At 56.8% G+C, this 15262-nt stretch carries 10 protein-coding genes; 6 read left to right on the top strand and 4 right to left on the bottom strand.

Annotation, left to right across the window (positions count from 1 at the left end):
- Positions 1-323 precede the first annotated feature (323 nt).
- Entirely contained in the window at positions 324-1691 is a 1368-nt protein-coding gene (locus tag ACN0Q0_RS16150) for a polysaccharide biosynthesis/export family protein (RefSeq protein ID WP_343505066.1), read from the top strand.
- An 85-nt stretch (positions 1692-1776) separates the two neighbouring features.
- Here the strand turns inward: ACN0Q0_RS16150 and ACN0Q0_RS16155 are convergent, their stop codons facing one another.
- From ACN0Q0_RS16155 to ACN0Q0_RS16165, 3 genes are all read right to left on the bottom strand, one after another.
- Positions 1777-3888: a GumC family protein gene (locus ACN0Q0_RS16155; RefSeq protein ID WP_417244334.1), complete on the bottom strand. Its 2112-nt coding sequence runs from the start codon at positions 3886-3888 to the stop codon at positions 1777-1779.
- Positions 3889-4194: 306 nt separating this feature from the next.
- Positions 4195-5217: a hypothetical protein gene (locus ACN0Q0_RS16160; protein WP_417244331.1), complete on the bottom strand. Its 1023-nt coding sequence runs from the start codon at positions 5215-5217 to the stop codon at positions 4195-4197.
- 38 nt (positions 5218-5255) lie between these two features.
- Positions 5256-6323 carry an acyltransferase gene (locus tag ACN0Q0_RS16165; RefSeq protein ID WP_343505064.1) on the bottom strand — a complete coding sequence of 356 codons (1068 nt, stop codon included), beginning with the start codon at positions 6321-6323 and terminating at the stop codon, positions 5256-5258.
- Between the two features lie 480 nt (positions 6324-6803).
- Here ACN0Q0_RS16165 and ACN0Q0_RS16170 point away from each other — a divergent pair, with 480 nt between their 5' ends.
- The 5 genes from ACN0Q0_RS16170 to ACN0Q0_RS16190 all read left to right on the top strand — a co-directional run bounded on the left by ACN0Q0_RS16170 (position 6804) and on the right by ACN0Q0_RS16190 (position 13733).
- Positions 6804-8123, top strand: a complete 1320-nt coding sequence (locus tag ACN0Q0_RS16170; RefSeq protein WP_343505063.1) for a lipopolysaccharide biosynthesis protein — start codon at positions 6804-6806, stop codon at positions 8121-8123.
- Positions 8124-8220: 97 nt separating this feature from the next.
- Complete coding sequence (locus ACN0Q0_RS16175) at positions 8221-9513, top strand: polysaccharide pyruvyl transferase family protein (RefSeq protein ID WP_417244332.1); 1293 nt, start codon at positions 8221-8223, stop codon at positions 9511-9513.
- Entirely contained in the window at positions 9513-10484 is a 972-nt protein-coding gene (locus tag ACN0Q0_RS16180; protein ID WP_343505060.1) for a hypothetical protein, read from the top strand. The genes ACN0Q0_RS16175 and ACN0Q0_RS16180 overlap by 1 nt, the downstream gene beginning before the upstream one ends.
- A gap of 2 nt (positions 10485-10486) precedes the next feature.
- Entirely contained in the window at positions 10487-11620 is a 1134-nt protein-coding gene (locus tag ACN0Q0_RS16185) for a glycosyltransferase family 4 protein (protein ID WP_417244333.1), read from the top strand.
- A 7-nt stretch (positions 11621-11627) separates the two neighbouring features.
- Positions 11628-13733, top strand: coding sequence for an acyltransferase family protein (locus tag ACN0Q0_RS16190; protein ID WP_343505057.1), 2106 nt, complete (start codon positions 11628-11630; stop codon positions 13731-13733).
- Here ACN0Q0_RS16190 and ACN0Q0_RS16195 read toward each other — a convergent pair.
- Complete coding sequence (locus ACN0Q0_RS16195; protein WP_343505056.1) at positions 13730-14767, bottom strand: glycosyltransferase; 1038 nt, start codon at positions 14765-14767, stop codon at positions 13730-13732. The two genes, ACN0Q0_RS16190 and ACN0Q0_RS16195, sit on opposite strands and share 4 nt — an antisense overlap.
- Between the last annotated feature and the right edge of the window lie 495 nt (positions 14768-15262).

Raw genomic sequence — 15262 nt, forward strand, 5'->3', positions numbered from 1 at the left:
CCGCGGGCTTTGCCGGCATCTCGGGCACTCTCCTGGCCGCGGGCCTCGGCACGCTGGCCGTAGGCGGGATCGCCGCCATTGCCTCCGGCGGTGACAAGGGCAAGGGCAAGCCCGGCACCACGACCACGACCGGAACCTCGGGCACGAACTGAGGCGCCTGACCAGCGGCTCGTCAATTCCGCCACAGGTTGAGACGAAATCGGGCGGACCTTTACGGGGTCCGCCTTTTTCGTGGGGTCTTGCATGGCCTGTCGGGGCAAATCCATCTAATCTGCGCGCAAGGGGCCTGACCCCGCCAGAACACAATCTTCACGAGGAAGAACATGGGCAAAAAGGCCTTGAGCAGCCTGGCCGTGACCGGCCTTCTGATGCTGGGCGGCTGCGGCGTCGCCTACAACTCACCGTCGGTGAATCCCATCAGCGCCAGTGATACGAAGGTGCGCGTGCTGGAGATCACGCCGGAAACTGTTTTAGCTGCGAACCGCTCGAGCTATAGCCCTAGGGAACTGCCCGCAGTTTTCTTCGCCAATGCAGGTAGCGGAGGGACGCCACGTGGTGCGGGCCCGGTTCCGGAACCGGTGGTCGATTTTCAACGACGGCCTGATGCACTTGAAACTAGGGTGCCGCCGGCGGTGCCCGAGGCGCCCTATACGATCGGCATCGGCGACGTACTGCTGCTGGCCACGCCGCAGACCGGCTCGACGGTCGAACAACTGACCGGGCTGCTCGCTGCCTCGAACTCCCGGCAGGGTTACACGGTGCAGGACGACGGTGCGATCGCGATCCCCAACGTCGGCCGCGTGCAAGTCTCCGGCACCACGCTCGAGGAAGCCGAGAACCGCCTGTTCCAGCGACTGGTCGAGAACCAGATCGACCCGACTTTCAGCCTCGAAGTTGCGGAGTTCAACTCTAAGAAGGTCTCGATCGGAGGTGCTGTAGGTTCGCCAACGGTCGCTCCAATTACGCTTACACCACTCTACTTGGATGCGGCTCTGTCTGCCGCAGGCGGTGTAACAGCAGAAGACCAAGATTATGCTTCTATCCGGCTGTATCGGGATGGCACAATTTATCAAATTCCGCTGCGCGAGCTTTATTCTAACAGCCGCTTATCTCGGATTCAGCTGATCGACGGAGACGCGATCTTTGTTGACACAGAGTATACGTTGGATAGGGCGCAAGCTTATTTCGAGGAGCAAATCAGCCTCGCCCAGTTTAAGCAAAGTATGCGTCAGGCTGCTCTAAACGAACTGCAGACTGAAGTGAGCTTGCGTCGCGGCGAACTGGGAGAAATTCGCGATAACTACATGACTCGGTTAGAGCTCGACTCTGTTGAGCGCGATTATGTTTACCTGACTGGTCAAGTGGAGAGCCAGGCACGCTTCCCTCTGCCCTTCGGACGCACAGCTACGCTGGCTGATGCACTCTACTCCAATGGTGGCGTGCCAACGCGTACCGGTAATGTGGCCGAGATTTACGTGCTACGCGGTTCGCCTGACCCGCGCGAGTTCGGAGCGCTGACCGCTTGGCAACTGGATGGTCGCAACGCTGCGAACTTCATGCTGGCGACGCGGTTCGAACTGCGTCCCAATGATGTGATTTTCGTGGCTGAGCAGCCGGTGACCCGTTGGAGCAACGTGGTAACACAGATCACCCCATCCTTGATCACCTCGACCGCTGCGCGTCTAGACTGACCTGCTGAAGACATAGCTCAAAAGTAAACCCCGCCCGGCCCTGCGGCCCGGCGGGGTTTTCCGTGTCCGGCCTGTCTGACCGCGGTTAGTTTAGATAATATTTCGCGCCGTAGGCAGAGTAGGGGCCGTAGTTGTTGCCGTAGCCATAGCGATTCATGCCGCGCGGGCTGATCTGGTTGAGGACGAGGCCGCTAACCGGCTTGCCGACACTTTCGAACTCGCGCAGCGCGCCGATCACTTGGTCCTTCTGCGTCTGGTCCCATTTGACCACGAAGACCGTGGCGTCAACGTGCTGCGCGATAACCCGCGCATCCGGCACGACTAGAACCGGCGGTGTGTCGACGATGATGATGTCATAGCGGCTCCGCAGTTCCTTCAGCAGCTCGGCGAAGCGCACCGAGGAGAAGATGTCCGCGGCGTTGGACTGGCCCTTGTCACCGATCAACACGTCGGCGCCGAAAAGCTCGTCGTGGGTGACCACTTCGTCGAAACTCTTGGTGCCGGTGAGCACCGCAACGACGCCGTCGGTCTGCTCAGTGGTTAGGTACTGGCCGAAGACCCGGCGGCGTATGTCACCCTCGATCAGCAGCACCTTTTTGCCCATGGAGGCGAAGTTCAGCGTGAGCGACATAGCAACCGTGGTCTTCCCTTCGCCGGGCAGCGCAGAGCAGGTCATGATCACCTTGGGCGGCGTGTCAACGTTGGAGAGCATGACCGAGGTGCGCAGGTTGCGCACCGCTTCCGCGGCGGCCGAGGAGGGGCGCTCCTTTAGGTAGGAGATCGCATCCTTGCGGCGGCTGGCCTTGATCATCGGCAACTGACCTATGGTGGCGTACCCCGTCGTGCTCTCGAGTTGCTCGGCGGTTCGAAGCGTATTGCTGCGAGCTTCTCGGAAGAGCACAAATGCTGCCCCGAGTATTAAGCCAAGCATGGCAGAAGCAATCATAATTAGAGACTTACGAGGTTCTGCCGGACCGGTTGGGACAACGGCAGGTGAAATTGTGCGGCTATCAGCCTGCTGTATACCCTGCTGTGCCGAGGTTTCCTTCAGTCGCGACAGGAAGTACTCGTAAAGCAAGCGGCTGGCTTCAGCTTCGCGGGAAAGCTGCTGCAGCGTGATGAGGTCTTGGCTCTGCTGTTCGGTTTGGCGCTCAAGTTCTGCCAGCGAGTTTCGCAGTGCGGCGAGCTGGCTGGTGTTGCGCGTCAATTCGGCTTGTGCGCGGGCTGCGAGCTGCCCGAAGCGCGCCTTGAAACTCTGCGCGATCGCCGGCTCATCGACCCGCGGCAGCATGCGTTGCAACTGCAGATCATTGGTCGCCTCGACCTTCTGCTGCGGCGTTTCGGCGGCCTCGAGAGCCGTGACCCTAGCCTGTGCGGCCTCCTGCGCGGCTTCCATGCCGGCGATCCGGTCGCGCGTGTCCTTGACCTGGATCTCGAGCCCTTCCAGCGCCTCGGGGCTGACCAGTGGTGTGCTGGCACGGAAATCCTTGACTTCACTTTCGGCTTCTTCAAGCGCAACCTGAAGATCAGTGACCCGCTCTGTTAGCCAAGTCGTAGCCTGCTCGGTAGCTTCGAATTTCACCTCGAGCTGGTTAAGAATGTAGAGATCGACCAACGCGTCAGCGATACGGGCAGACTTCTCCCGATCTTCGCTTTGTGCAGTTACATTGAAAACGAGGCTCTTCGGGATGTTGGTGATGGTTAAAGAGCCTAGCAGTGCATTGATCGTCGCTTCTCTTTGTATCGCTGGACTAGGAGGCGAGAAGTCTGCGGAAGGAAGGATCACTCTCTTCACGAAACGTTTGAATCGAGTAAACTGGCTTGGCGGTCTAAGGCTCCCATTGAATTCCGGATCCTCAACCAAACCGAGCTCATCGACCACCTTGCCCAAGAGGACCCGGCTCTTGAGGACTTCAACCTCGGTGTTGACGACAGAGCTATCAGAGCCCAGGCCGCCGACCACGCTGCCGAGCTCTACAACCTGTTCTTCTCGGTTATTCAGCATGACCACAGCGGTGGAATTATACATAGGCGTGGCGAGGACATATGCATAGATCCCGCCAGCCAGCACCGCCATCCCAGCAACAAAGATGATGGAGGCCCTGCCTCGCCACAGCGCTGCAAAAAGGGCACCCAAGTCGAAGATGTCCTCGTCTGGAGTCGTAGAGGCTGGCATGCCTTTCTGGAAGCGTTTCATATCGTTCAAGGGGTCTCTCCGGAACCGCACTGGAGCAGCGCAACTTATCTTAGCCGCCGTCTACCATGGATTGTTGGTGGTTACGATCCATATGCATCCCACAGGAGGAGAACCCCTCGATTTCAGGAAACATGAGCAGATCTTAGTCTCGGTTTCTTTGAACTGATGCGGTGGATCCCCTGGGTTTGCCGGAGGCTGGTTACGGTCAGTTACGCGGCCGTGTCAGCTCTTTCCAGAACCGTGTCGCAACCCGTGGTGTCCTATGCGACACGCTCTTGGCCGTTCGTAGAGCTTTTTGTGCTTGCATCATGGTCCGGCCATTTTATGGAACGGGCGATTCGAGGCCAATGAGATCCGCCATGGGTGAGCTTCGAAGTAAGCGCAGATTGTAATAGCTGCGAAGGGCAGCGTGCAGGATAGGTGCCGGGCGTAGGAACCTAGGTCGGGCTCAAACATCATCAGCACTACGACATGCCCCACAAACAGATCGCAGGCGATCTTCTCGAGTTCTCTACCATGCCGGTAGGTCCAGAGCGCGCAGAAGAAATAGATCGCCACATTCGCGGCCAAGAAGAGTTCCTTTAAGCCTAGCGTGAACAACACAGAAAGGTTCAGTCGCAGTGCGGCGTAGACGTAGTTGACGAGAAAGCTAAATGGACCCTCAATCTCCACGGGGTTCCAGAACATAGTTCTGGAGATCTCGGAGCCTCCGCGGAGGAAGCGAATGGTGTTGACTGTATCCCTTGGCTCCTGCAGCGCGACAAGAAACTCGACCGGTGTCAACATTAAGATGAGGGGCAGGGATGCAACGATCAGGAAGCGGACAAAGTTAGAGGATTGCCTGAAGAAGTAAAAATACACGAAGAAACCTGCAATTATGAAGTAGTAGGATCGGAAAAACGCTGCATAGAGGCTATAGGCCAGCAGTATCCAAAGGACTGCCAGAACCGGCCTTGTCTCCCTACCGAGCATGAGTGCCGCAAAGGTCACAAATGGGGCAAGGAGAAGATCTTTCTGAAAGTTGTCGATAGCGAGCGTGGATGGGGGAACTATAAGTAGAAGCATGACGCATGCGTGCAGCGGCGTTCTGATGTTTCTTACACATAGAAGCATGAAGAAAAACCCGACGATATAGACCACCAGAGGCAGAATCGAGCCGGGAATCATCGCGTGTATCTGTGCAGTCAGGCCGTAGCTGCCACCCCGCTCAATGCCGCTCTCGGCGAGTTCTGCGATGCGCTCACTATCGGGGCTCGCACCACCGCTGAGACTAAGTACAGAGAAGGCAAGCAGGATCATGATCTGCAGCAGGCTTGCTTTTCTGACCATGAAAGTCCCACTTCTGTTTTTCTGAGCGTTCGCCGACATCAAGTCTTTCCGGTGCTAAAGCTAAGAGGGGACTTGATTGTGCCGTCCTTTTTTAGAGGCCCTTCAAACAATGTTGCGAAGTGCAACTTTTGTGCAGCGGATCGTAAAATAATTGCGCCCAAAATTGCGATAATAGAGTGCAGAAAGATGGAAAGTTCGATCGGCATAAAGCTTAGGTATCTGGAGACGTCGTGTCGAAGGATGATAATGCCGGAAAATGTCATATATATGGGATGGAAAATATATATATATATAGTCATTCTTCCGAGTGCTTGGAGCACCCGGCTTACCAATCCTGTCACAAGCGGAACGGCAAGCAGGATCGCTGCGATTACGCTGTATCGAAGGATAAGGTTTGCCGTAGTTTCCCAAGATGAAAAGCGCAGGATAAGCACTGTAAAAAGGCAGCCCGCTATAATGAGGAGGCGCCGCGGCAGCTTTACGTTGTATATGATCGCTGCGGTCGTCGCAGTTCCCATAGTTCCGCAGACGAAAAATAGAAAATTCAGGGCAACATCATAGAAAAAAGTATGTTTAAGGATCGGAGAAAAATATGCTCTGGTTATTTCGGAGATCTCAGGGGCTGAATAGAATAAAGTCAGGCCTATCATCAGAGCGACCAACTTAGAAGTGATTTTATCTGTAACTATCAGTCGGGTTACAAGAGTGTAGACGGCGATCGCCCAAAGATACCAATATCCCGTCGGAAGCAATAACGTCCAAAATAGTTGCGAGAGAGCTTGCGGAAAGCTTGCCCCTCCAAGGGCAAGTGCCTTAACGGCAACCATAGAGCTCCAAAAAACGAAGACGAAGTAAATATTGGCTACCCTCACGAGGCTATCCTTCATCGGCCTTTCTATTAGCTTCCTAGCTAGGAAGCCTGAAATTAGGAAGAACAGCGGCATCCGGATGTCGCGTAGGAAATCCACCACTGGTTTTAATAGCGGCGACCATTCGCCGGACATTTCGAAGTGCCAGAGGGAAATATGCCACAAAACGACAAAAAGAATCGCAAGCCCTCTTGCTGCGTCGATCCATTCGTATCTCTGGGAGAAAGTGCGAGTCATTCCATCTGCTCCGTGGCATCGGCTTCAGGGGAGCGTGTCGCAGCGGGGGAAGCTACTAAGCTCTTCGCTTATCGGGTCGGATGCCTGCTTGCAAGTCGCGACGAGCTCAGGTGAACGCGGCGGGGGTGGGTTTCGAACCAACATTGTGCTTTGTGCACATGCAACACGCACGAGATCACAAAGCGCGTAGAGCTCGGGCCTGTTGCTGCATTGCAGAATTGAGCTTCAGCTGGCTAGTGCGTATACCGCCGCTAAGCAGGGGGCGAGGGCAACGATTGTATCGTTCCGACAAGTTGTTGGCAGTGTAAGCAGTCGGGTGTCGGGCTCTGCGGTGATGGACGAGCAGCAAGGGGGCCACCTGATGAAGGGCCGGATATGGGGGCCGGGTAGTGCTCGTAGTCGCGAATTGGCGCGAGAACTGCTTGCGCGGCAAGATTTTTTTTGGCGAGAGATCGCGGGGGTGATTCGGTGAGTCCTTCCTTGAAATCCCTGGCAAGGCGGCTTGCCGGGCTGCTGGGTTTACGTGTTTTCTCCCTAGCGATCGTCTTCCTACAGACCATCGCGCTGACCCGTTTTTTCGGCCCAGAGGTGTTCGGACAATTCTCCTTTGCGGTCTCGGTTGCAACGATCGCGATGCTGGCAATCACCATGGGACTGGATCAGGTATTGATGCGTGACTTGGCCCGCGTCGGGAGGGAAAGGGCAGCGCAGGTTGGCAGCTGGGTGGTTACATATCTGTTCGCCCAACGTTTCACGCTTATACTGTCGCTTTTGTCAGCGTTGATGGGAACGCTGCTGTTCGCGGTGACCGATTTGGGTGGGGTCTACACCCCAGCATTGATCTGGGTATTTGCGCTGGTGCCGTTCATGGTTGGTCGCAAATTCATCGAATCTCTGCTGCTCGGAGATCACCGCCCCGGCGCTTCCCTCATGGGGTCGCAGATGGCACAGCCGCTGGCCATGGTGCTCGGGGTGGGGATTTTCATGGCGCTTGGCTGGGCGGCGGAGCTTGGCACCCTCCTGACATTGTTTTCTGTGGCAACGATACTCAGCACGCTGACAGTATTCTGGCTCGCGCGTGGCCTGTTGCCTCAGCTCATGCCTGCCCCCGGTGTCGTACGTCCGGAATTGGATCATTACCGCCTGATGCAGTCAGGCTGGAGCTTTGCCCTTATCACGCTGGGATTCGTGATCGGCCAGCATATCGACGTGCTGCTAATCGGAATTTTTGGCAGCCCGTCCGAAGCCGCCGTGGTGCGCATCGCCACCCGCCTGGCCGAAATGGCCGGACTGGTGCGGGCCATAGCCATCCTGCAATTCAAGCCGCGTCTCGCGGCTGCTTACGGCCGGCGCGATATGGCTACCGTTCAGCGTCAGGCACGCCAGCTCGCCACAATCTTCATGGGCTCGGGGCTGCTAATGACTGCAGGATTGTTGCTCTTTGCTGAACAGGCCATGAGTGTTTTCGGCGAAGAGTTTGCCATTGGTGCCTGGCCACTGCGGTTCTATGTGCTTGGCGTCTTCTTTACCATGATCTGCGGCCCCTGCTCAATAATCATGACGCTTTGCGATCAGGAGCGGACGGCGAGCCGCATCCTTTGGGTGGCACTAGGGACACAAATTGCGCTCGACGTAGTGTTGATCCCGCTTTATGGCCCCTTGGGCTGTGCCATAGCCAACTTCGTTTCGATGCTCATTCTTGGTGGCGCAGGATTGATCCTGACGCGTACTCGTCTGGGCATCGATACAACGATTTTTAGCTATTTCAGGACGCCGCATTCAGGAGAGCATCGGTCATGATGCTGCCGCTGAATGATTGCCCGCCTCTCGCAGGGGAGGTGGCCAGTTCCCTGTTCCCCCCCTCCCCACACTCCGTTGGCCTTCAGGAAATGACGTCATGCCCCTAGAACCCGTACTAAAGCAAACTTTCTGGAACCTGTCTGATCGTTATCTCGCTGCGATTGCTCCTACTCGACTGGTGCAGGCCCCTGCGGCAGAGCGATTGCAAGATCGCCATTTCGTAATCCTGACACCATCGGATGTCGGCAACCTTGGCGACGAAGCCATGGTCACCTCAGTTGTGTCGCAACTGAGCTCCCGTGCTTCCTGTGCACGCATAACATTGATCACCCATTTGCCCGGAGACATGGAAAGCTACAGAGATTTCGAAACCGATATTGTCTGCCTTGAAGGCTTCTTCTCCAAGACCCCTTCGCTGGAGGTCTGTGACCGTCTCGGAGATCTGTTCCAGACCGCCACGGATTTCATTCTTCTGGGAGCCGATATTCTTGATGGACGCTATTCCCGAACCCGCAGTTTCCGCCGCCTGTTCCTTGCGCGGCAAGCGGAACGAGCAGGTCTCAACGTCCATGTTCTCGGATTCAGCTTCTCCGACAAGGCGATCGCTCCGATCACCGATTACATGCGTCGGGAATGCGTCGGTTTCAGCTATTGCTGCCGTGATCCGCTGTCAGCTGAGCGCATCGGAAAGGTGGTCGGCAAGTCCCATGAAAACGGTGCTGATCTGGCTTTTCTGCTACCCATTCCCGATGCTCCGCTGACCGAAGCCTGCGAGCGCGCAGATGCGCGGATCTCTGAATGGCGCCGTGCAGGGAAGAAAATTATCGCGATCAATGCCAATCCCTTGGGGCTTATCTCGGCATTTCCCGGCATTGATCTGAAAGAGACCGCTGCGAAGATCTCGGCTGGTCTGGATCTGATCGCCGAAAAAACCGGTTGCGTGTTTCTTGGACTAACTCATGATAACCGGCCCGGTCATTCGGACGCTAGACTGATGAAGGCCGTTCTCGACGGGATGAATAGCGATGCAGAAGTGCATTTCGTTTCCGAAACCATCCGCGCTCGAGACATCAAGTACCTTTGCCGTCAAGTCGACCTGACGGTGACCGGGCGGATGCACTTGGGCATTGCGTCTCTGGGGGCTGGCACAGCAACGATGATCCTTGACTTCCAAGGCAAGGTGCGGGGGCTGTTCGACCTATTCGGCCTTCCGGACATGGCGCTGGACGTGAACGATCTGGTTCGGCCCGACGTCTTTTCGGCAACCGTCGCCGACAGGCTCTTGCGGCATAACGAGATCGCCGACGTGGTGCGCAGTCGGCTCAATGACATTCACGCTTTGTCGGCGCGCAATATCGACCTGGTCCTTGCGACGACCGGAGAGGCTTGATGACGCAGCGCCCCAAGCTCCTTTTCATCCATCGTAGCGAAGCGATGTACCCGATGAACAAGTCCCTCAAGGCGCATCTCGAGGGTCGCATCGACTGTTTCGACGAAACCTACGAGAGCGCCGCAGCGCGCCCGGACATCGGTGAGTGCATCTGCTGGCATCTTATGGGGATGTATCGGCGAAACCTGCCTTGCAAGTTCACCATCCACGACTACCGCTCGCTCTCGATCGGGCGAGGCCGGCGGCTCAAGGACCTGCTTAAGCGTCATCTCAATGCTCGTCCGGACGCCCGCATATCCAAGGATGAGATCGAGTCGGTGATGAAGTTTCGCGACGGTGTTGAGACGATCATCATCGACATTTCGGTGAGCGATTACGTGCTGGAATACCGCAGCAAGCCGGTGGCACAGCCGGAGTATGATTTTGCCTATGTCGGCGTGATGAGCCGAGAGCGCGGAATGGAGAAAGTACTGCGCCAATATGTGGACACCATGCCGCCCGACTGCAGGATGCTACTGATCGGTTCAGCCCAAGATGGGCTCGATGAAGAGTTTTACGGGGTTCCCAACTTGGTCTTCGCGGGCCGCGTCGAGCAGCGTGAGGTCTTCCACCTCCTGCAGAACTGCGGCGTGGCTCTGGGATTTTTCCCGAACCATTTCCCGCACACCCACCAGACGCCGACGAAACTTCTGGAATATGGAGCCCTCGGCCTGCGTATCCTGTGCAACGAACAGCCCATGAACCGGGCACGGGTGGCGGACTACAAGCTCAAGGCAGTGTGGCGGCCTGATGATGCGCTGTTCCATGACCTGCCTCCGCTTGCTAGGTGGCCGGACAATTACGACACCGATCCGGCACCTCTGCTGTTTTCGACCCACTACCGGAACTCCGGTCTCGGTGGTCTGATCGACCGTATCGTGGACCAGGCTTCCTGTCCACGCGGGCCCTCCCATCAAGTGTCATGGAAGTGACAATGACCCTAAAGATCATGCATGTTGCCGAAACCATAAAGGGCGGGGTCGGTACCTACCTCAAGATCTTCGACGAGATCTGCGGCAAAGACTTCCGCTCGAGTTTCGTGGTCCCCCGTGAGCATGTCGACCAGCTTGGACCGGGTAAGGATGTGGTGACTTTTCCGCGCCCACAGCGCGGGATACGGGCGGTTGCAGCCATGGGCCGCGCAGCGGAGCGACACGCCCGCATTGTTAACCCCGACATCATCTTCTGCCATTCTACCTATGCGCTCGGGGCCCTCGCTTGGATGCGGATGAGCCGGGTCAGGGCGCGGTTTGTATATTGCCCGCATGGCTGGGCTCAGTTGCGGTATCCCGACCAAGCCTTCAAGCGATCGCTGGTCAGGGCCTGCGAAGGGCGTCTCCTTGGTCTTTCAGATCTGGTCCTCAATATTGCGAAAAACGATAGGCGCATGGCGAAAGAGCAGGGCTACAAAGGGCGACATGCGGTGGTCGAGAACGCTATGCCGGAACTCGGGGGACTGCCCGGACCCAATCCCTACAACAGCGCGGGCGGTGGGCTCGACCTGCTCTTCGTGGGGCGATTCGAACGCCAGAAGGGCCTGGATATCCTGCTTGAGGCCTTTTCCATGGCCCGCAAGAGCAATCCTGCACTGACCCTGCATGTAGTTGGTGCAAGTGTTGATGAGCAGGTTGAACTGCCGGAACACCTGACAGCGGGCATACATTTCCACGGTTGGATATCAGCAACCGAGATCACCTCGTATTACGCGGCCGCAGACATGGTGATCATGCCATCACGATGGGAAGGACTGCCGATGGTCCTTATCGAGGCCCTACGGGCGAGCACCCCCATCATGCTGGCAGATGTAAGTGGGATGGGGGAACTGATCGAGGACGGCAGAAGCGGGATTGTCCTACCGGAACTCAGCACCGGCGCCTTTGGGCATGCGTTGTCGCATCTCTCCCTCGGGCGGTTGAGGACAATGCGGACGGCCACCCGCGAACTCTACGAACGGCGCTATGGGCCGGAGCGGTTCCGCCGCGAAATGCGGGACATCCTTACGGGGATTGCCGGTGAAGGCCCGTCAGATACCGTCGCCGGGCTCTTAACAACAGATCTAACCCCTTGAGACCTGCATGTCCCAGCCAGATCCCCACAAATCAGCTTATCTACCGCATATCGACGGACTGAGAACCATCGCCGTGATGGGGGTGCTCTGGGCGCATTTCGGTTTGCCCGGCTTGTCTGGCGGTTTTCTGGGGGTGGATGTGTTTTTCGTGATCAGCGGCTTTCTGATCACTCGGCTGATCGTTCGCGAGAAAATCTCTACAGGCTGTTTCAGCTATCGCCGGTTCTACCACAGGCGGTTGCGACGACTAATGCCTGCCGCTTTGGCGACGATTGCCGTGTCGATCACTGCGTTTTACCCAATTCTCGCCGACAAGGACCTGTACAGCTTTCTTCGCTCAGTCCCGTTCACGATCCTGCCACTGGCGAACATCAACTTCTACAACGAGGTTGGTTATTTCGACACCGGCGCACAGTTCAAACCACTCCTGCACTTCTGGTCGCTTGCCGTCGAAGAGCAATTCTACTTTCTCTGGCCGACCCTACTTTTGCTTCTGTTCGCATGGCCGCGCTCATTGCTGACTGCAATGGCTACCCTATTCCTATTCAGTATTCTGGGAGCGGAATATTGGTATGCTTGGGATACGAGTGCTGTCTATTATCTATTGCCGTTCAGGACGTTCGAACTGCTTGCAGGCGCCCTCTTAGCAGTGCTCGGGACTACACCGGACTATGACAACCTGAAGCCCCGGCTGAGCTCGAGGGCCAAGACAGTTGCAGGACTTCTTGGCATGCTGGTCATTCTGTTCGGATATGTCTGGTTCGACGAGCATTCACAACTTCCCGGGCTGGGAAGCCTGTTTGTTTGCATAGGCACTGTTCTAGTGATCGCCTGCGGGTCGAGAGGCGTGCTCGGAAATCTTCTTACGGCCCGGCCAGTCATATGGATAGGATTAATCAGCTACTCGCTCTACCTCGTACACTGGCCGCTGTTCGTCTATACGCTCTACCGGTCGCCCGGGGAACTTCCGCTGCTGCTGCGACTGGCTCTGCTCCCTCTGGCCATGGGTCTCGCCGCCCTGAGCTACCACTTTGTCGAAAAGCCGTTTCGGCATCCGGTGGTCCCGGGGCAGAAGCGGGCAAACTTGCCATTTTTTGCCGCCATCACGGTCGCGGCCAGCCTACTGATCATCCCATCTCTTGCATACAAGCTCGACCCAGAGTCGCGTAAGCCGGAACTTCTGGCCATGTTATCGACCGGAGCGGCTCCGGCGTCAGGCGAGATTCCCGGGATCGGGACTCAGGGGCACTTCCGCACGCTGCGCGTGTCAGCAGCGACACCAGACGCGCCGCGTGTTCTGGTTCTGGGGGACAGCCATGCAGGCCACATGATGACTGGGGTGCGCCATCTGCTCGCCGTCGAGGGGATTTCCGCAGATCTCGTCAGCGTGACGGGGTGCCCTCCGCTGGTTGGGCTGACCATCCAACGTGAAACCGACCATGCGCCGGATCAAAGCTGCGTAGCGGCTGGCGCAATTACCGAGCTGTTGGCCGTCAACGGCGATTATGACGCCGTGGTGTTGACCTCCCGCTGGGGCGTGGCCACCGGCGAAACCGATATGGACGGTCTAACACTGCTCCATATAGACTACATTCAGGTGGACGATCTCACGCCGGAACTGGGGCTGGAGAGAAGCCGCCGGGTCTTTGACGAGAGTCTTAGCAAGACGGTCGCGGCAATCACCGCCTCTGGGAAACGTCTTGTTCTGTTGGGGCAGATTCCACCAACAGGCAACAACCTTGCCAGATGCGCGGCGATCCTCCCCTGGCTGGGCCAAACCACATCCGACCGGGAGCGCTGCCAGGGGCTCATCCCTGGAGAAGTGAGGCGCCGTCTGACGTATTCCGAGACGCTCCTTTCCAGTATTGCGACCTCCCCGGAAGTACTTTTCCTGAGTGCTATTCCGCTGTTCTGCGACCGGAATGAATGCCTGACCCAAGCGCCGGAAACAGGTGAATTTCTTTATGAAGACGACAATCACCTCAATAAGACCGGAAGTCTTTTTTACCTGTCTCGGCTGATCAGAAACACCAATCTTCTGCCGTTTCTGAAAGGCAAGAATAGGGCGGATGAGCTGAAACGTATGAGTTCTCGGGAAACACCTCAGTACTAGCCGAAGTATAATTCCGCATGTTTGTGGGCGATGACTGCAGGGTCCGACGCGCTGAAGTCCGGTGTCTGCGCTACGCGCGGTGTTTCGAGCGAGCACCTGATAGCCTCTGCAGTCAGTGAACCTTCGAAGAGCTGCATCCATTCGCCCCCCACCTCGTCGCGCAATTCCAGAAGCACATCGTGAGACGGAGCAATGACGGGGCAGGAGAGAGACAGGGCCGTGAGAACGGAGCCTGAATTGAGGATGTTGTCAAAGTTGAAAACAGAAAGGTCGGCGCGGCGCAGCAAATCCCGCAACTGGGCATCTTCATAGCGGCCCTGACGAAAGTCGATCCGGGGATCGTTCTGCATGGCATCCCGGACGCGGGCGCATTCGTCTTCGTGACCACCACCTAGGATCACCATCCGGTTCTGTCCCTGGAGGCCCCTAAAAGCCTCGACGATTTCGGGCACTCGCTTGTAGGGACGGATCATGCCGAAGACCAGCAGCAATCTCCCGTCAAGCGCCGACGCAGCTTCGCAACTCTCCGGTGTATGGGTGTCGAGGCCCTCGAAATACTGCCGGTAGTGCGGATGCGGAATGACCTCGTGCCGTACCTTCGCAAGTTGCGGATAGCGGTCGATAAGCGCAGCCTGCGCCGGTCGACTCATGGAGATGACATCAGTGATGAGCTCCAGCATTTCTTCTGAAAACGCTCGAAACACTGGATCGTCGCGAAATCCGTCGTGCGGAGCGATGTTATGCGCCGTCCAAACCACCTTGCCCCCGCGCCGAGCAACCGCTCGGGCGTGATCGAGAATACGCTCAGCCAGAATCCGGCGGGCAATCATGCTGCGCTTGGCAAACCGGTTCCAGGTGAAAGCCTCAAGCCAGTGGATATGAAACACCTCGGTTGGCTGTGACCATTGCCAAGGAGAAAAAGGAACAACCCGGGTTTCTGCCTGAGCTAAGGCCGAGGTCAGAATGTGCAAATAGGGGTTGTCCGCCTTATTTTGACGGGCGGGGAACATCACGACAGTCTTGTCGTCAATCATGTCGGGAAAGATCCTTCGAATGGCATCGCAGAGCCTGGGTCTTCTACTTCACTTATGACTCATCCTAAAGGAGCATCTTGGCAACAACCATGCCTCGGCGGCGTATCGTGTCGCACAGCCCGCAACTGCGTACTGGATGATCATGAACAGTGCGCCTCCGGTTATCATCTGACTAACGAGCGCATGAAACTTCTTGCGAAACATTTTGCCGCTTTGCGAGCATCCGTCGGGCATCGGATTTGTCTGGCGAAGTGAGGCGACCCAGCTGGTGACACAGCGCGCCATTACCGGTGGTGATTTAGGGAAAGCTAGCCGCAGTCGTGCTTACATTAAGGCTACAGAATTATAATACATAAATATAATTATAAGATCGTTATTTGTAAGCGGGTGGATTCACAAACGAAGTGCAAATTCTGTATCAAAACAGAAGTTTGCATGGAGGATGTGGAATGGGTCGTTGTTACCTTCAGCTGAGTTTCGAGGAGCGGATCAAGA

The sequence above is a fragment of the Celeribacter sp. genome, assembly GCF_048259695.1.
Lineage (GTDB): Bacteria > Pseudomonadota > Alphaproteobacteria > Rhodobacterales > Rhodobacteraceae > Celeribacter.